Here is a 17,273-nt window from a genome sequence, read left to right on the forward strand (position 1 = left end):
TCGCGGGACTGGCTTTCCAAATCGTGCTGTTGCCACTCCATTAATTTCTCTGAAACATAGAGGTCTGTTGGTTGCATATGAGGGTCACTTTCCTTTCTTTTCCTGATACGTTTAGTTTACGCTAGAATAAGGGGAACAAAAAGAGTATAATTCACTTCAATGATTTCCCCTTTTGAGAAAGGACGTTGAAGATGCAGCTACTTACTCATTTTCTGGAGCTACGCGCGGGTTTTGAGCATGGTGTTGAAGATATACCGCAGCCCATTACATTAGAAGAATTAGCGGAAAGATTATATTGTTCGACTCGGAATGTAAAGATTTTATTGAAGAAGATGAGTGATCAGAATTGGATTTCCTGGAAGCCTGGACGGGGGAGAGGGAACATTTCAGAGCTTACTTTTTTGGTCTCCTCGGAAGACATGATCTCGAAGCAAGCGATGGCGCTTGCGAATCGAGGCGATTATTTAGGCACAATTGAGCTGATACATCAACTAGGCAAGGGAGAAGCACTTCAGGACTCCTTTATCGAGTGGTTGTTCAGCTTTTTTGGCTACCGGACGGTTGAGCATGAGGAGCGGTTTAAGGATACATTGCGCGTACCTGTTTACAAATGGTTGGTGACGCTGGATCCTGCGCACACTTTTTTTGCATTTGATTTCCATCTAGTGAGTCAAATTTTCGATACGCTCATTCGTTATAATACGCAGACAAGGGTGATTGAGCCGCACTTGGCTCATTACTGGGAAATCAGCGAGGATGGTTTACATTACACTTTTTATTTGCGCAAAGGTGTGCTGTTCCATCATGGCAGAGAGATGACAGCGCATGATGTAAGTTACTCTTTGTCGCGATTAAAGAAGCTCGGCCAGTCTGCTACGCAAGGATGGATGACCGAAAGCATTGAGGCGATTACCGTGCTGAATCGAAGCTCCATTGCGATTGAATTAAGCCAGCCGAATGTGCTGTTTCTTCAACAATTGGCACATACGTCTATGGCGATTGTCCCCGAGGAAATTTGCCGGGATAGTGAATCGATTTTTGGACGAATGCCCATTGGGACCGGGCCGTTCAGGCTGGAGAGAAACGATGATTACATTTGCAAGCTACGGGCGTTTGATAGTTATTTTGGCGTCAGGCCGCATATGGATCTCATTGAATTTTGGCTGCTGCCCTCGGATCTGCAGGAATCAACACCAAGCTGGGATACGATCCAGGTGTATCGTGGGCAGTCGAATTCAAGTAAGCCAGTAGGCGCGATTGATAAAGATTCAGAATGGCATCAAATTGAGCAAACGATTATGGGGTGCAGTTTATTAACGTTTAATCGCAATAAGAGAGGGCCGCAGTGCCATCCTAACTTCCGCAAAGCGGTTGATTTGGTCATAGATCGTGAGCGTATGATTGGGGAACTCGGCGGTTTTCGGGAAGCACCAGCAAGCAGTTTTATTCCAACGATGGAGCCGCTAGTCAGGTCTAGGACGGATATTACGGAAGCCAAGCGCCTGCTAAATGAAATGGGCTACAACGGCGAGACGTTACATATGTATGTCTATCGGAATAACAATGAGGATGCCATGTGGATTTGCCGGCAGTGTGCTCAGATTGGGATTCCCATCGAAATCACGATTCGAAGTGAGTCTGACATGACACAGATGGAAACCATTGACGAAGCCGATCTTATTTTTTATCACATTTGTATGGAAAGCAATTACGACCTTCATATCATCCAAACATTGAAGCAAAGCAACAGTTATGTACGTGCACATTTGAACGTAGAGCGGCTGTTGTGGGTGGATTCGAAAATGGAGGGAATTCTGAGTAATCCTAGCTTGGATGAGCGTATCGGTGGATTACATCAATTGATTGCGGAGCTTCAGGAGGAGAAATCGTTCCTTTTCGTACTTCATCGCTCGCAACAAACGACGTATCATGATTCGATTAAAGGGGTAACGATCAACGATTTAGGCTGGATTGATTTCCGGGAAATTTGGTTTACACCAAGTGTTTGAAAATGAAAAAAACGACCTTACGGTCGTCTAGGAGCAGGCGGCTCAAAGCGGTATTCCATCGCTACCCAGCGTCCATTCGCAACGAAAAACCCGATGAAAGCGAATACGATTAGTCGAATAGGAATCCAAGAGGAATTAACGGATTGGAAGCTTAAATATTCAAGTAAGGTCGTGAGGATCGCAGCTCCAATTCCCCAAGGTACGATTCCGAACATAATTAAATATCTAGAGCGACCTAGTTTTTTTCTCTTAAGCCATGTAGCTTTATGCGAATCTTTCATGTCAAAGCTCCCTTTTTCTTTCTAGTATAGCATTGCTGGCGAAAAATCTCGAATGGTAGAAGCATCACACTTTGAAAAAGATGTTTTTCTTAGGAGAGGGCTGAACAAAATCAGCATAATATGGTAGTATAAGGAAGTTGAAAAGGGGGAGTACACCATGCTAATCAAAATACTATTATTTGGATTACTCTGGCGGATCGTTGGTAATCCGTTTCTGGCTTTACTCATTTTACTCGTCATTCTGTATGTGTTGGATAGAAAATACGTTGGCATCCTGCCGAATATTTGGAGACCATTTCAGTTAAATCGAAGAGCATCACGTCTACGAATTGATCTCCATGCGAACCCGCACAATACGTCAGCGAAACTGGACTTGGCGCGCATACTTATTGAACGCAAAAAATATCAAGAAGCACTGCCTTACTTGGAACAAACACTACCAATCATGCAGGAATCTGCCGACGTTCATTATGAAATTGGACTGTGTCTTCTGAAACTTGGCCGAATAGACGAGGGTGAAACCTTTATGCTGAGGGCGATTAAACTCAATCCTCGTGTAAAATATGGCGAAGCCTACCTGCGCCTGGGCGAGGCTCTGGCCCCCCTTGCGCCGAAGCGTGCGGCGCAGTTTATTGAACAGTTCCGCGACCTGCACTCTTCGTCGGTCGAGGCTTACTACCGACTAGGCCAGCTGTATCAGCAGCTTGGCCGGCAAGAAGATGCCAAGCGCGCGTACCGCGAAGCGCTGGACATTTACCGCGGCTTGCCTCGCTACAGCCGCAGACAGCAGCGGCGCTGGGCCTGGCTGGCGCGCATGAAATAGAAAGGTTCCGCTCATCTGCGAGCGGAACCTTTTTGGACTGCGCGAGCGTAGCCGCGCGTGAGCAGCAAAGCGCCTAGCAGCCCGATAAGAACGGCTGCTGCGGTGTGCACATCATAGAGCCAAAGGCGCTCCAGCGCTGGCTCTGGCGTAACGCGATCCCACAGGGTGAGAATCGCGGGATGCACGAGATAGATGCCGAAGGAGGCTGCGCCTAAGGCAGATAAGAAAGCGCTGAAGCGTGAGCTGCGCGCCAGTTGGTTGCGTGCCCACGGCACACAGACGAGTGGGATGGTCAGGCAGTAAGCGAGCAGCGCCAGCTCGAACCAAGTATTTTCGATCATAGCGAGACCATGTTGCTGAAGTAGGAGCATGCCTACATAAGCGCCACCTGCCACATAGACGGAGCTCCATATCCATCTTTTGCAACGAATCGCCCATGTCACTATCGTTGGATAATAGATGCCCATGAAGGCACCGAAGCAGAACGTAGCCGTATAGCTTAAGCACAACGTAGCATATTCGGGCAGCGGGATTACCCAATGATGAAAGGTATAGGAAACCGCTTGAATGCCGATACCTAGAGGAATCAGGCAGCGACGGAGCCACGCGTAACGTTTGATGGCAGCAATCATTAAAGGGAATAGCGCATAGAACTGAACAATAATGACAATGTAATAGAGATGATAGCTGGCATTGCCCGACAAGAGTAATTTAAATAGATGAAAGGCATCGATCTGTATCGAACCATGAAACATGACTTGATTATAAAAATAATAGAATATGGACCAGATGATATAGGGAATTAATATCTTTTGCAGTCTTTTTGTCCAAAAAACACGCGCCATCTTGGGCTCCCAACGGTCATAATACGAATAGAACAAGACGAGACCGCTAATCCAGATGAACAAAGGAACGGTAAACAAGCTAGCTTTGTTGAGGATGAAAAAGAAAGCCTGGGAGCCTGTCCCAACAGGTAGTTGAGTGGCGCCAGACGTACCATGAATGAGTACAACGGCAAAGATAGCAAGCGCGCGTACGATGTCGATTTCTGACAGTTTGGGTTTAGATAATATCATGTAAATTCTCCTTTTTTCTCTCGTTTCACTTTAACATGATCGCTATAGGAGGACAATGCTTTTAGGAATGAAAACCCGCGTGGCTTGACGCTCTCACCTGCCCGAGATAAACTGTTGATAGCATGTAAAGAGATCAATCAAGAGGGTGAATGAACGTGAGTTATGAATATTTGATGCAGGCGGTTTTGCTCATATTTTTGGTTATTATCACTTTTTTTGCGATGTTGGCATGGACGAAATGGCGAAAAAGAGGACGGAGATAGACCATGTATTTTATTAATCATGAACAAATTGATGGGCGCATTCAGTTTTTGTCTGTACTTGCGGAGGCAAGTCAGCAGTTAGAAGCACAATGGGCGCAAGGGAAGCAAGATCTGACTTGGCAGCTTTCGCAAGAACGAGTACTTCATTTGGCGATAGAAACCGTGACGGATGTTGGGAGCTTGCTCATTGATGCTTTTATTTTAAGAGATGCAAGCAGTTATGAAGACATATTGGAAATTGTACATGGGGAAGGGGCTTATTCAGAGTCCTTAACGGAGACGTTGCTGCAGTTAGTGAAGCTTCGGAAACCACTTGTACAGGATTATGTAGATTGGCCGCGACAAGACTTACATCCATTAATACCTAAACTCCCAGCGGCATTTGAGGAATTCGCGGCATCGGTTCGTGCATTTATTAAGAGTGAATTGGCATAACATACATAAGTGTTTCATAATTTACTTATTGCCAGTGATGCTGTAAAATGAGACTTAAACGAGTTCCGAGGGCAGGTGAGAGCATGAATCAAACACTAGAAACATCGACGCGTAAAGTGATTCTTTCTATGCTCAAAACGCAAGGGCCGTTAAGTGTACAAGATATGGCGAAACAACTTGGGATCACTGAGATGGCTGTTAGACGACATATTCATTCGATGGAGAAGGATGATTTGCTCGAGGCTAAGCTCGTAAGGCAAGCTATGGGACGTCCTACAAGTGTGTATACATTAGCGCCACAAGCGGACGAATTATTTCCCAAGAAATACTCACAGTTAACGTTGGATTTATTAGACGAGTTATTAGAAGACGAAGGTCAAGATAAAATCGAACGGCTCTTTGAAGGCAGACAGGGGAAGCTCGAAGCTCGCTATCAGTCAAGGATGCAAGCCAAAAGCTTAGAGGATCGCGTGGCTGAATTAGCGCACATTCAGAATGAGAATGGCTATATGGTTGATTGGTCCGCACAAGGTGATGATGCTTATATCTTCAATGAGCACAACTGTCCCATTGCGAAGGTGGCCAATACGTTTCAGCAGGCATGTCAGTGTGAACTATCGCTGTTCCGTAATTTGCTGGATGCCGAAGTAGAACGTACAGAGTGTCTCGCCAAAGGTGCTAACAAATGTGTGTATATCATACGTCAAAATAAATAGTTTTGAAAAGAAGATAAGCAGACAGTGTCTGCTTATCTTCTTCTTTTGTCAGAGGAGTCAGTCGATGAAACCGACTAACTCGAGCACATCCGTGGCAATTGTAGTGGAGTTAGTCGATGAAACCGACTAACTCGAGAGCATCAGTGGCAATTGTAGAGGAGTTAGTCGATGATATCGACTAACTCGAGCGCATCAGTGGCAATTGTAGAGGAGTTAGTCGATGAAATCGACTAACTCGAGCATATCCGTGGCAATTGTAGAGGAGTTAGTCGATGAAACCGACTAACTCGGGCGCATCAGTGGCAATATGAAAGCCCCAATTCACAATGAATGGGGCTTTTTAGCTATTTTTTATTCCATATAAATCCATATTGGAATTACTTTTGGAACAAATTTCCAAGATACGGACTGAAATGGAACCTAATCTATCGAAGTCTATACTACATAGATAGTAGAGGAGGTGAATCTATAGATGATGAAAAATAATCAGTTCGATTCAAGTTCAAGTCAAATAGAGAGAAAAAGGAGTGCATTCAGAGTGAAATCAATGATTGGGAAAATTTCTCATGCTTTGGCTCTATTCATGATAGTTTCTATTCTAGTACCTGTGATTGCCTTCGGGGCAACGCTAGGTATAAAGTCGTACACATACGACAAGACGACTGGAAATGTGACAGCGACTGTTTATAGCGACGTTTATGACAATGTATCTGGGGCCGTGTATCTGAATATGTATGCTCCAGATAATAGTCTGTTGAAGAAAGCTTACATGTCTGATTACACGAACACGGAAACAGTAAATGGCGTTACATACTACAATTTTACGTTCAATACAGGTATAACAGCTAATGTATATGACGCTGTATATTTAGCAGGCCAATATAGTTCTACAGTTTCTAGCCTCGTATATGCGACTGATGCCAATCCTGACCTGCCAGGATGCACGAGTTACTGTGGCGGAGGGTATGGCGGAGGTGGTTGGGTACCACCAGCAACTGGGACTAGTATTAATGTTCCTACTAACGGTGAAGTTAACGAAGATAGCCTGAAAAATGCACTAGCTTCAAATACGAATATAGAACTCAAATTATCCGGTGACATCGCCCTTATTCCAGCCTCTGCTTTAGTTGACGCTGTAGGTAAAGCGGGCTCGACCATTACTGTACGTTCAGACAATGGAACTTATATGCTTCCTCTTTCTATATTAGATGTGAATGCTCTAGCCAAATCGTTAGGAATTCCTTTGAAGGATCTGAAGATCAAAGTGAGTATTACGAAGGTTACCGGTGATTCCGCAACTGCGGTAACTTCTGCAGCCACTGCAATTGGGGCTAAAGCTATCGCTGATGCAGTAGACTTTAATGTCATTGCTCTAGGTCCTGGGGACAAAACTACTTCGGTTGATTATGGCAAAACGTATGTTTCGCGTTCCATTAACATCTCAAATGCTGTAGATACCAAGAAGGTTACTGGTGTTCTCTACAATGAGACAACGAAGAAGCTAAGTTTCGTTCCTGCAATCTTCGAGGTTAAAGATGGCAAAACAGTTGCCACACTGAAGCGTAACGGCAATAGTATTTACACGGTTGTCGAAATGAACAAAAATTTTACAGATACTGCGTCCCACTGGTCTAAGGATGATGTAAGTCTCCTTGCCAATAAACTCGTTATTGATGGGATGACAGATACAACATTCGCTCCTGACCTTCACGTTACACGTGCGGAATTTGCAGCCTTGGCTGTTCGTTCTTTGGGTTTAGACCTGGTAACTACAACAACTACATTTAGCGATGTCCAAGCTTCCGATTGGTACGCAGCGACAGTTGCAACTGCAGCCAAAGCGGGCATTATCGATGGATATGAAGATGGTTCATTTAAGCCAGATGCTCAGATCACACGTGAAGAGCTTGCCGCTATGATTGTACGAACAATGAACTATGCAGGATTGACATCAAATCTGTCTGATTCACAGCAAATCGAGTTATTAAGCAAATTCAGCGATTCTAACAAAATCGTGTGGGCACAGAAAGAAATTGCTAGGGCCATCGATGCTGGTATTATCAATGGTTTGACGGATACAACCATCGGCCCTAACAACCAAGCGACTCGCGCAGAGGCTGCTGCTATGCTCAAACGATTCCTAAGTAAAGCAGGATTCATTAATTAATATTTTTTATAAAGACCTGATGCCGTGGACCAAAGAGTCCAGGATCAGGTTTTTTTTATCCCGCCAACCCTTCAGCATACTTTCAGCTAACATTCATACAGCTATCAGCCCAGTTTAAGTCTCACTTCAGGTTAGCGTTCTATACTTGATCTATCAGCAAGAAACAAAATGATAGCAATCGAGAGGCGGTAATCATATGAATGAGGATATGAACAATAACGTGAACTTGGATGACATAAAAATTGAAAGAAAAGCAAGCAATTCCAGAGTAAAGCCAATATTTGCAGCTTTTATGGCAGGTGCAGTTGTCGTTGGTGGTTTGATGTTCACTTCGGACAAATTAAACCTGTTTGGCTATGATACGCAAACCGTGCAGTCCAGCGCAACCGCGGCTGCAGCAGCGAACTCAGCTGCGGCTGGCGTCCAAACTGCATCGCTCAACAATTTAGGAATCAATAGCATTTCACAAATTACGAAAGCCTCAAGTCCGGCCATTGTCAAAATTGAAACGAAAGTCAAGCAAACAAGCACATCAGGTACTCGCAGAAATTCGCAGCAGCAAGGAACGCAAAGTGGAGATACGATAGAAAATGGAATCGGATCTGGGTTCATTTTTGAAGATAGCGGCTATATATTAACGAACGAGCATGTGATAGACGGAGCAGATGAAATCGATGTATATGTACAAGGTTATGATACCCCATTTAAGGCGACGCTACTTGGCAGCAGCTATGATCTAGATTTGGCTGTACTCAAAATTCAAGGAGACAAAGCCTTTCCAGCTTTAAAAATTGGAGATTCAAATGCTGCTGAAGTTGGTGAGTGGGTGGTTGCGATTGGTAATCCCTATGACTTTGATTATTCCGTGACGACAGGTGTTTTAAGCGCCAAGGAACGCGAAATTAGCATTGATGATGAACAGGGGACACGTAATTACAAGCATTTGTTACAAACGGATACGGCGATTAACCCTGGTAACTCTGGTGGCCCGCTCTTAAATTTAAATGGTGAAGTCATTGGGATTAATACGGCTGTCAATGCCGAAGCGCAGGGAATGGGCTTTGCGATTCCAGCAAGTACCATTAGCTCCGTCGTAGATAAATTGAAAAACAACGAAACGATTGCGAAAGATCCAGCACCTTACATTGGCGTAGCGTTGCAAAATATTACGGATGACATGTTACAGGATCTGCAAATTAGTAGTACCAAAGGTGTGGTAGTTGCTGAAGTACAGCAAGGTTCACCAGCTTTCAAAGCAGGGATACGCCAGTTTGATGTCATTACGGAAGTGAATGGGAAAGGAATTGCGAATACAGAGGAACTGACGAAAGCGGTCCAAGCCGCGGCAGTTGGCGATGCATTGAAGGTGAAAATTTCACGCGATGGTCAAACGAAGGATGTATCCGTACAAGTTGGAGATAAAAATGCAGTTGCCGCCTATCAAAGCTAAATAGTCCACGAAGACGTAAAAACGGAGCCGCAATCATTCGCGAGCTCCGTTTTCTCATGCCTCACAATATTATGCCCGTGACGCCGCGAGCAATTGAACAGCCTTGTCCGTGATCCAGCCGAAATTACCGGCTTCGATTTCTTTCAGGTTGATGAGCGAGCCGCCAATGCCTAAGCCATAACAGCCAATGGACAGAAATTGTTTGATATTCCCTTCGGTTACCCCACCAACAGCTATCATAGGGATGGTATCGAGTGGCCCCATTAATTCCTTGATGTAAGGCAAGCCTAAGCTTGCGCTTGGGAATATTTTAACGGCGGTAGCACCGGCTTTCCATGCTTTCACAACTTCGGTTGGCGTCATCGCACCAGGGAAGATTGGAATACCTTCTTGCTTCGACCAGCGGATGACCTCCTCATCCAGATTAGGAGTGACCAAGAAAGCAGCTCCCGCGGCAACAGCTTGTTTGGCGTCCTCCAGATCCAGCACAGTGCCGGCTCCGATGAACATCTGCTCTCCCCATTGCTTTTGAAGGTTAGCGATCATAGAGAGCGCACCAGGTGTGTTTAGCGTTACTTCCATGACTGTGACCCCACCTTGGTGAAGTGCTTCAGCAACAGACATAATGTGATCTCCCTGCACGCCTCGGACGATTGCTACGATACGTGTACGCTCAATTTCTTGCAGCCCTTGTTCTCGGTTCATTTCTCGATTCCCCCAACTCAAATTCGACGCATTTGCTATTTATTATGACAGGTTCCAGAAATTTTTCCAATCCGTTTGTGTCAAAACAAGCCCTACCTACCTATACTGTAGTAATTCATAGGCATTCGTCTAGAAGCCTCATCAACCCTCACAGCTTTTAGCTCATAGGAGGTGACCTACATGACATGGAGTGAGATCAGTATCGTCAGCTTGGCAGTTGCGTGTATTGTGCTCATTGTCTTTACAGTTCGCATGTTCATTACAGCTACGCGAACGCTTCGCTTGTTAGGGGACACGGTTATTGAAGTTAAGCAGCAGGTTGTCCATACGACAGAGCATGCGGAGAATCTAATGAAGCAATTAGGGCAGCTTACGGAAGAGGTACATTTGCAAGTCCTTGCCTTAGAGCCAACTATGCAATCGGTTGAAAAGGCAGGAAAGGCAGTAGGGGAAGTCGCTTCCATGCTGCGCAAAGCCTCACGCATGATGAATGATTCCTTGCTAGGTGCGGAAAAGGTCGTACATACGCACCAGAAGCGTATCCACGACATCATGGAATGGGCAACCACAGGGTATGAGCTATGGCAGAGATGGCAGGCGCAGCGGAGTGCGAAATCAGATCATTAAGGAGTGGATATCACATGTCCAATGGAAAAAAAGGAAAAGATCTTCTCATCGGTGCAGTCGTAGGCGGTTTAGTTGGGGCTGCAGCAGCGCTGCTGTTCGCACCGAAATCAGGTCGTGAACTACGCAGTGATATTGCAGAAGGAGCTACTGTGGTTAGCGATAAAACCGTGCAAATAGCCACTACAGTTAGTCAAAAAACGCAAGCAGCTGCCAAAACAGTGAGTACAACTACTACAGATCTTGTAGGCAAAGCCAAGGATACAGCAGCAAGTGTTGTCGAGACCGTTCGGTCTTGGAAGGATTCGCAATTTGAGGATGACATTCAAGATGAGATCGCAGCATCGGAAGCCGCAGAAGACTTAGTCATCGTAGGCCGCTAGTTTTCCAATGAAAGAAGCAGAGCGCTCCTTCTAGGAGTACTCTGCTTCTTTGTTGAAATTTAGAATGTATAAGTTTTACATAATAAATTGGCTATATTCTCCATAAACGCTCGCGTCCTTGAAGGACGGCGTAGCCGTTTATTTGGTTACCATTTGGACGGATCAATCTTACTGATATCCAGCCCTTCCCACACATTCTTAATATCAGCGGTCTCTGGGTGATCGAAAAGCAACCAGGCGGTCGGGAGATAGCGTTCACCGTATTCACTTGAAGGTTTATTAATAATAGCATTATTGTGAACCAACACGGTTGAAGCACCCCCATCGAGGTTCGCCGCGGTAATGGCGCCATGGGCTAAGAAAATTTCCTGCACATCATAGAGCGTTGCACCGATACTGTGCGTTTGTCTGCCATCAATGATGGCGAATAGAATCGCGCCGTCCTTCGTTTGAGCCATGCACGTTCGTGGTGCGATGCCCCAGCCATCTGCTTGACTTTTGACTTGGCCAACACCATTCACGATGAAGCGAGGGCTGAAGGAGACGGCTTCTTGTACGCCCATTTCGAGCAGCTCAGATACTTTGTATTTGCCTGAAATCATTCGGCCTTGCTTATCAATCCCAACGATCTGTACGGTACCGTTCATACCCTTGTCATTGTAAAAGATTTTGCCTCCTGAGATGACGACGCCTTCTGGTTGAAAGCCATTCCCTTCCCAGTTCGGATCAATAAATCCACCGCCATTCACACCGAGGATCGCACCGGTACGTTTGACCATGGAAGAGACTTTCTCCCCTTTACCTGCTTTCTCTGGCACAGCTATGCGAAGCTTAGTAGGGTCTGAAATAGTAACGAGCTTGCCTTTGAAATTAGGGCCAGAAATGCTCTCAATTGTTACTAAATCTTTCTTGACTGGGGCTACCACTTCTGTGGGCGTATGGGACGCAAGAGGACCAACATCTACAAGTCCTAGATCCTTCTCCGTACCCATTTCGTCAAAACTTTTCGTATATGCGGCTACACGTTTCTGCAACTCGGATGTGCCAATTAAATATTTGGCCCAATCCCGATGCTGCGTGGTAATGATGGTATCTGCCATCATGAAACGCAGGCTCGACCCCGAGGCAGTCAGGAAAAACCAACTTAAACCTAAGATTGCTAGAAGGGTAATCGTAAGCACTGTATACGACAAAAAGCGTATGCCTGCAGAACGTTTGCGCTTTACACGGGCTTGCAGGGTAGTCTGTTGGGCGGTTGTTTGTTGAACAGCCATGCTTAAACATCTATCCTCTCTAACGCTAATGGAGTCCACACTGTCAACTAGTAAGACGAAAAGAAAGGAGAATAAGTTTCAGAATTCCCTGAAATTTTTCTCCTTTTTTTGTAAAATGCTTAATTTTGTCGTTGAAGTGAGGCGAGTAGAGAGTCTTTGATCGTGCTTTTTTCCCATTGGTATTCAAGATCGTTCCCTGCATGATAGGCGACACTGCGCAAAATAAGTTCATGATATTTCTTTTGGCGCACGGCTGCAATCGTCACACTTAGGCTTACACCTAGCGGATCGAAATAAAGCTTGCCTGCCTGGGCGTCATACTTCTTAACGTGAGACAAATTAACGAATAGATCCGTATCCATTTTCTTAAACCCTTGATCTTCTAGTTGGTCTAGGAAATGACTGAAATCTAATAAGGATTGCATGGGAATCGTGCGATTACCGATTTGTGTGTGATACGTCATTTCAGTAGATCCAATTTCTATAAAAAGGATGTCTGCCAAGGGGAGAGTGGGTGGTGTCCCTTGACTATCTTGGTTACCTTTTTCAAGATATCCAGCTTTCTCCATAAGATCTGTATACGAAAACTTGTAGGCATCCGACAATTTCTTTAACGTGACAGGGGATGGCTTTATTTTTTCATTCGTCGAACGGTTACGCTCTAACTCTAAATCTCGAATATAGGCATGGGACAGACCACTCTTGTTTGCAGCTTCACGTAAGGACATTTTTCCTCGCAAGCTCTCCAAAAATTTACCGAATCCTTCAAATTGCTTCATCATAGGAATCCCTCCATATGTTAATTGTAATTGAATTGGCTCAAAATAGAAACGTTTATAGCACTTATTGGTACTAATTACCTGAGTGGAATGTGAACATCTTATACGATTCGTAAGCAAAATGCGAATTTAGTAGGTCGGTAGAATCAACTCCGTGACTTCTTTCGTCTATTTTTTTATAATAGGGTAGAAGAGAGGGGACGATTTCATCATGTTAAAAAAATGGCTGAGAGACAACGGCATGCATATATCATGGCTAGTTGCCTTGGTTGCGACACTTGGAAGCTTATATTTTTCCGAAATCTTGCATTTTGCACCATGTAAACTATGCTGGTATCAGCGTATTCTTATGTACCCATTGGTTGTAATTCTAGGCATTGCAGCCGTTCGCAGAGATTACAAGTTAACCATCTATGTGTTGCCACTAACGATTTGGGGAGCATGCATCTCCATCTATCATGTTTTATTACAAATGGGTGTTTTCAAAGAAACGGGCACAGGCTGCGGTCCCATTGCTTGCGATACCGACTATCTAAACTGGCTTGGATTTATTACGATTCCGATGCTGGCGGGAACAGCGTTTATCCTACTTACCGTTCTACAATACTTGACTTATCGCGCTACAAAATAACCCCCAATTTCAATAGTTAGGCAGGTAATTTGTCATTCACTGTCGAATAGTATGGATGAAGAATCCATTCCTATCTCGAGGTGTAACTCATGATAAAACATACCCATAAAGCTGCACTGCTGATCATAATGAGCGTTTCGTTGGTCGGTTGTGCAGATATAAGCCTAACTGCCCCTGTCGGCACGGAAGCGGCTGCCAAAGCCAGTCCAGTTATTTCTCCTAGATTTTCGCCAACACCTTCTCCCGCACAAACTGTTAAACCTTCACCAACAACGACACCTACGCCAACTCCTAAGCCAACGACTGTGCCGAGTGCATCACCAGCTACACCGACACCTAGCGCAACGCCTAAAGCCACAGCTGATCCTGCTAAAACGAAACCATTGCCCGCAGATCGAACACCCTATTCCTGGTACTATATGAAGAAGAAAACAGGGCAAGTTCCTGATTTTCCGCTTGAAACCAAATCATTTACCAGTGACCAGAAAGCTGTCTGGGTTGGAACGGGGAAAAAGGTTTATTTAACCATTGATGCAGGAGGACCGCTCATTGAGGTTGATCTCATGCTGAAATCACTCAAAGAGAACAATGTCAAAGCGAACTTTTTTATTACAGGGAACAACATCAAGAAGAACCCGGACTATTTGAAAAGAATTGTGGCAGACGGCCATTATGTAGCGAACCACACCATGACACATACGGATTTTAACGACTTAACAGATGATCAGATACGCAAGGAAATTAAGGATTTTGAAGTTGTGTATAAGCAAATCACCGGTAAAGAGGTCGGGAACTATTTCCGTTTTCCTTATGGGCACTATAATGCTCATAATTTAAGTTTGGTTTCTGACATGGGCTATACCTCTGTGTTCTGGTCTACAGCCATGCGTGATTGGGAGCCCAGAGCGAATGGTGCCGAGGATCCGTACAACGATATTATGAATAATTTGCATGATGGAAACGTGATCTTGATGCATCAGGGTTCCATTGAGAACATGCAGGCGCTTGATCGCATTTGTAAAGAAATCAAAAAGAGAGGGTACGAATTCGGACTTGTAACCGAGCTTCAACCAAAAAAGTAAAGAAGATTAGGTCGAAATCTGTGTAGTACTCTTGGTACCTTTGAGCTTGGCCGCACATATCCTAACCATGTGGTTTATATCAATTCATCAACCGGCAAAGGAAGCGGATATGTGTGCAGCAAGCGATAGCCGTACTGGACTCCGGAGTCGGAGGGTTAACTGTTGTAAAAGAAATCATGAGACAGCTGCCGCATGAAAAAGTCATTTATTTTGGTGATACGGCAAGGAGCCCATATGGACCCCGTCCTGCTAATGAAGTTCGTCACTTTACACGCCAAATCGTAGATTACTTACTTCAGTTTAATCCCAAAATGATTGTGATTGCCTGTAATACGGCGACCGCGGTCGCGATAGAAGACATACGTGCGCGTGTCTCGATACCTGTCGTAGGTGTGATTGCACCTGGGGCAAGAGCAGCAATCAAAATGACACGAAGCGGGATCATCGGTGTTATTGGCACGGATGGAACGATACGCAGTCAAGCATATGAAACAGCGTTGAAGCAGATTTCGCCTGATATTCACGTCTATAGTGAGGCGTGTCCGTTACTAGCTCCATTTGTTGAGAGAGGGCTATTTAGTAGTGATCGTGCGCATACAATCGTGGAGCAATCCCTGAATCCCTTAAAAGATAAACCGATCGATTGCTTAATTCTGGGCTGTACCCATTACCCATTTCTGATGGAATCTATTTCTCAAGTGATGGGCCCTGAAGTGACATTAATTTCTTCGGCGGAAGAGACAGCCAGAGATATAAGTACGATTCTTTCTCAAAGAGGTATGCAAACGAAATCCCCAGAAATGCCGATTCACCAGTTTTTCTGCAGTGGTACGCCTACCGTTTTTCGGCAAATTGCGGAGAACTGGCTCAAGGAATATATTGCCTTCATGCCTGTCGTGTGGCAGGTGCCGACTATTATTTAAACGCTCGAAATAGACCCTTGTGGGTCTATTTTTATTTCATCTCGCGTAACTGAGATACCGCATGATTCCAGCAACCTTATCATAAGAATAGCCATACGAAAGAAGTAGAAGGCTGTGAGGTGGTAATGTGTTAGGTTATGGCTATGAGACATTGGCGAGTGAGCTAAATCGTTTAGGCAAAATATATCCTTTTTTGCAAACGGCGTGTATTGGCCAAAGTGTGATGGGAAGGGACATTCCTGCGCTGCGTATCGGGCATGGTACGAAGGAAATCCATTTCAATGCAGCTATGCATGCGAATGAATGGATAACGGCCCCCTTGCTGATGCAATTTGTTGAAGATCTGGCATGTGCATATGCAAGAGGGACGGCATGGCATGGGCGCAATGTTAGACGCATTTTGTCAGAGTATGCCTTGTGGGTCGTGCCCATGGTTAATCCTGATGGGGTTGAGCTTGTTTTACATGGACTGTCCGAAGAACATCCGCATCGTGAAGCATTGTTGGCATGGAATAACGGCTCCTTATCGTTTATTAATTGGAAGGCGAATATACGCGGCGTAGACCTTAATGATCAATTCCCTGCCCATTGGGAAGAAGAAAAGCTGCGAAGAGAACACGATGGACCAGGCGAGCGAGATTACGGAGGCGAAGCTCCGCTATCTGAGCCGGAAGCCGCTGCCTTAGCCGAGTTCACCGAGTGTCATGACTTCGAACTTGTCGTTGCCTTACATACGCAGGGAAGAGAAATTTATTGGAATTACCGCGATTACGAGCCAGCTGAAGCTGAAGCACTTGCAGAGAGATTGGCATTAGCCAGTAATTATGAGGCAGTGAAGCTTACGGGCAGTGACGCTGGGTATAAAGATTGGTTCATTCAACACTTTCGGCGACCAGGCTTTACAGTCGAGGTGGGGCTTGGCGTAAATCCGCTGCCTGTTGAAACATTTGCGTTACTTTATGAGGAAGTGGTTCCTATATTATTGACTACCTTGGAATTATAATCGTAAGACAAGTCACTTCAACTTGCTTGCGTTCGCCACGAACCGACTTTGCCCAGACTTCATATACTGAGGAAAGGAAGCTGTTGGGGAGGCGTGAACATGGCACCACCTAAAGGTAAAGGCAAAGTTGTTAAGAAGAAAAAGGAACTTTCATCTCGTGCGCAATACACGATGAGGATGGTTGAGTCTGCCACTTGTTCGGTGTGTAAAACACCCTGCGCAAGGGGGATGCGCTATCTGGATATGATGTCACAGCCTGGGGCTGTTGGCAGAGGTGTTCCGTGTATTTTGACACGCAGGAAAATTAACTAACCAGGATCCGCCCCTTGGAGGGGGTGGATTTTTTGTCTTTTAAATATTCACAACCCCCGCAACCCCCGCAACCCCCGCAACCCCCGCAACCCCCGCAACCCCAGGAACTTCAGCAACTCCTACAACTCCTAGTAACCCGCCGATTACCACGAATAGATGGATTTCATGAAGCTAATTCTTTCGAATTTGGGCTGAAATCACGTTTAGATGGATTATTGCTCTTCTGTCAAGAAAGTGGACGTCACTAAGTTATGCAACTTGCTGGTAGTATAGCTGCTCAAATTGCTCAGGTGACATGTAACCAATTGTGCTATTCGACCTTGTCCTGTTGTAAAAG

General features: G+C 45.1%; 18 protein-coding genes. 13 read left to right on the forward strand and 5 right to left on the reverse strand.

Annotation, left to right across the window (positions count from 1 at the left end; genetic code table 11):
* Positions 1–191 precede the first annotated feature (191 nt).
* Positions 192–2,009 carry an ABC transporter substrate-binding protein gene (locus tag HQN88_RS25105; protein ID WP_173117641.1) on the forward strand — a complete coding sequence of 606 codons (1,818 nt, stop codon included), beginning with the start codon at positions 192–194 and terminating at the stop codon, positions 2,007–2,009.
* A gap of 17 nt (positions 2,010–2,026) precedes the next feature.
* Here the strand turns inward: HQN88_RS25105 and HQN88_RS25110 are convergent, their stop codons facing one another.
* Entirely contained in the window at positions 2,027–2,290 is a 264-nt protein-coding gene (locus HQN88_RS25110) for a hypothetical protein (protein WP_173117643.1), read from the reverse strand.
* Positions 2,291–2,447: 157 nt separating this feature from the next.
* Here HQN88_RS25110 and HQN88_RS25115 point away from each other — a divergent pair, with 157 nt between their 5' ends.
* The gene (locus HQN88_RS25115) at positions 2,448–3,113 is read left to right on the forward strand and encodes a tetratricopeptide repeat protein (RefSeq protein ID WP_173117645.1); all 666 of its coding nucleotides are present in this window, start codon (positions 2,448–2,450) and stop codon (positions 3,111–3,113) included.
* Positions 3,114–3,124: 11 nt separating this feature from the next.
* Here HQN88_RS25115 and HQN88_RS25120 read toward each other — a convergent pair whose 3' ends face one another.
* Positions 3,125–4,189 carry an acyltransferase gene (locus HQN88_RS25120; protein WP_173117646.1) on the reverse strand — a complete coding sequence of 355 codons (1,065 nt, stop codon included), beginning with the start codon at positions 4,187–4,189 and terminating at the stop codon, positions 3,125–3,127.
* Positions 4,190–4,455: 266 nt separating this feature from the next.
* On the opposite strand from HQN88_RS25120, the gene HQN88_RS25125 reads away from it, so the two are divergent.
* The 4 genes from HQN88_RS25125 to HQN88_RS25140 all read left to right on the forward strand — a co-directional run bounded on the left by HQN88_RS25125 (position 4,456) and on the right by HQN88_RS25140 (position 9,220).
* Positions 4,456–4,887 (forward strand): DUF86 domain-containing protein, encoded by a 432-nt coding sequence (locus HQN88_RS25125; RefSeq protein ID WP_173117648.1) that lies wholly within the window; start codon positions 4,456–4,458, stop codon positions 4,885–4,887.
* 83 nt (positions 4,888–4,970) lie between these two features.
* On the forward strand, positions 4,971–5,603 hold the full coding sequence (locus tag HQN88_RS25130; protein ID WP_173117650.1) for a helix-turn-helix transcriptional regulator: 633 nt from the start codon (positions 4,971–4,973) through the stop codon (positions 5,601–5,603).
* Between the two features lie 547 nt (positions 5,604–6,150).
* Positions 6,151–7,770 (forward strand): S-layer homology domain-containing protein, encoded by a 1,620-nt coding sequence (locus HQN88_RS25135; RefSeq protein ID WP_246320448.1) that lies wholly within the window; start codon positions 6,151–6,153, stop codon positions 7,768–7,770.
* 196 nt (positions 7,771–7,966) lie between these two features.
* Positions 7,967–9,220 carry a S1C family serine protease gene (locus HQN88_RS25140; protein ID WP_173117652.1) on the forward strand — a complete coding sequence of 418 codons (1,254 nt, stop codon included), beginning with the start codon at positions 7,967–7,969 and terminating at the stop codon, positions 9,218–9,220.
* A 69-nt stretch (positions 9,221–9,289) separates the two neighbouring features.
* Here HQN88_RS25140 and HQN88_RS25145 read toward each other — a convergent pair whose 3' ends face one another.
* Positions 9,290–9,925 carry a bifunctional 4-hydroxy-2-oxoglutarate aldolase/2-dehydro-3-deoxy-phosphogluconate aldolase gene (locus HQN88_RS25145; protein WP_173117654.1) on the reverse strand — a complete coding sequence of 212 codons (636 nt, stop codon included), beginning with the start codon at positions 9,923–9,925 and terminating at the stop codon, positions 9,290–9,292.
* 180 nt (positions 9,926–10,105) lie between these two features.
* Here HQN88_RS25145 and HQN88_RS25150 point away from each other — a divergent pair, with 180 nt between their 5' ends.
* Positions 10,106–10,552, forward strand: a complete 447-nt coding sequence (locus HQN88_RS25150; RefSeq protein WP_173117656.1) for a DUF948 domain-containing protein — start codon at positions 10,106–10,108, stop codon at positions 10,550–10,552.
* 14 nt (positions 10,553–10,566) lie between these two features.
* The gene (locus HQN88_RS25155; RefSeq protein WP_173117658.1) at positions 10,567–10,932 is read left to right on the forward strand and encodes a YtxH domain-containing protein; all 366 of its coding nucleotides are present in this window, start codon (positions 10,567–10,569) and stop codon (positions 10,930–10,932) included.
* Positions 10,933–11,078: 146 nt separating this feature from the next.
* Here the strand turns inward: HQN88_RS25155 and HQN88_RS25160 are convergent, their stop codons facing one another.
* Together HQN88_RS25160 and HQN88_RS25165 are read right to left on the reverse strand one after the other, a co-directional pair.
* Entirely contained in the window at positions 11,079–12,206 is a 1,128-nt protein-coding gene (locus HQN88_RS25160) for a phosphodiester glycosidase family protein (RefSeq protein WP_173117660.1), read from the reverse strand.
* Positions 12,207–12,325: 119 nt separating this feature from the next.
* Complete coding sequence (locus HQN88_RS25165) at positions 12,326–12,988, reverse strand: helix-turn-helix domain-containing protein (protein ID WP_173117662.1); 663 nt, start codon at positions 12,986–12,988, stop codon at positions 12,326–12,328.
* Positions 12,989–13,193: 205 nt separating this feature from the next.
* On the opposite strand from HQN88_RS25165, the gene HQN88_RS25170 reads away from it, so the two are divergent.
* The 5 genes from HQN88_RS25170 (at position 13,194) to HQN88_RS25190 (ending at position 16,936) form a co-directional block, all read left to right on the forward strand.
* A complete protein-coding gene (locus tag HQN88_RS25170; RefSeq protein WP_420794176.1) occupies positions 13,194–13,616 on the forward strand; it encodes a disulfide oxidoreductase in 423 nt (140 codons plus the stop codon).
* Between the two features lie 89 nt (positions 13,617–13,705).
* Positions 13,706–14,698 (forward strand): polysaccharide deacetylase family protein, encoded by a 993-nt coding sequence (locus tag HQN88_RS25175; RefSeq protein WP_173117666.1) that lies wholly within the window; start codon positions 13,706–13,708, stop codon positions 14,696–14,698.
* A gap of 113 nt (positions 14,699–14,811) precedes the next feature.
* Positions 14,812–15,621, forward strand: a complete 810-nt coding sequence (gene racE, locus HQN88_RS25180) for a glutamate racemase (protein WP_173117668.1) — start codon at positions 14,812–14,814, stop codon at positions 15,619–15,621.
* A 127-nt stretch (positions 15,622–15,748) separates the two neighbouring features.
* A complete protein-coding gene (locus HQN88_RS25185; RefSeq protein ID WP_173117670.1) occupies positions 15,749–16,624 on the forward strand; it encodes a M14 family metallopeptidase in 876 nt (291 codons plus the stop codon).
* A gap of 99 nt (positions 16,625–16,723) precedes the next feature.
* Positions 16,724–16,936: a hypothetical protein gene (locus tag HQN88_RS25190; protein ID WP_171633989.1), complete on the forward strand. Its 213-nt coding sequence runs from the start codon at positions 16,724–16,726 to the stop codon at positions 16,934–16,936.
* Positions 16,937–17,273: the final 337 nt, after the last annotated feature.

The organism is Paenibacillus qinlingensis (genome assembly GCF_013204845.1).
GTDB classification, from domain to species: Bacteria; Bacillota; Bacilli; order Paenibacillales; family NBRC-103111; genus Paenibacillus_E; species Paenibacillus_E qinlingensis.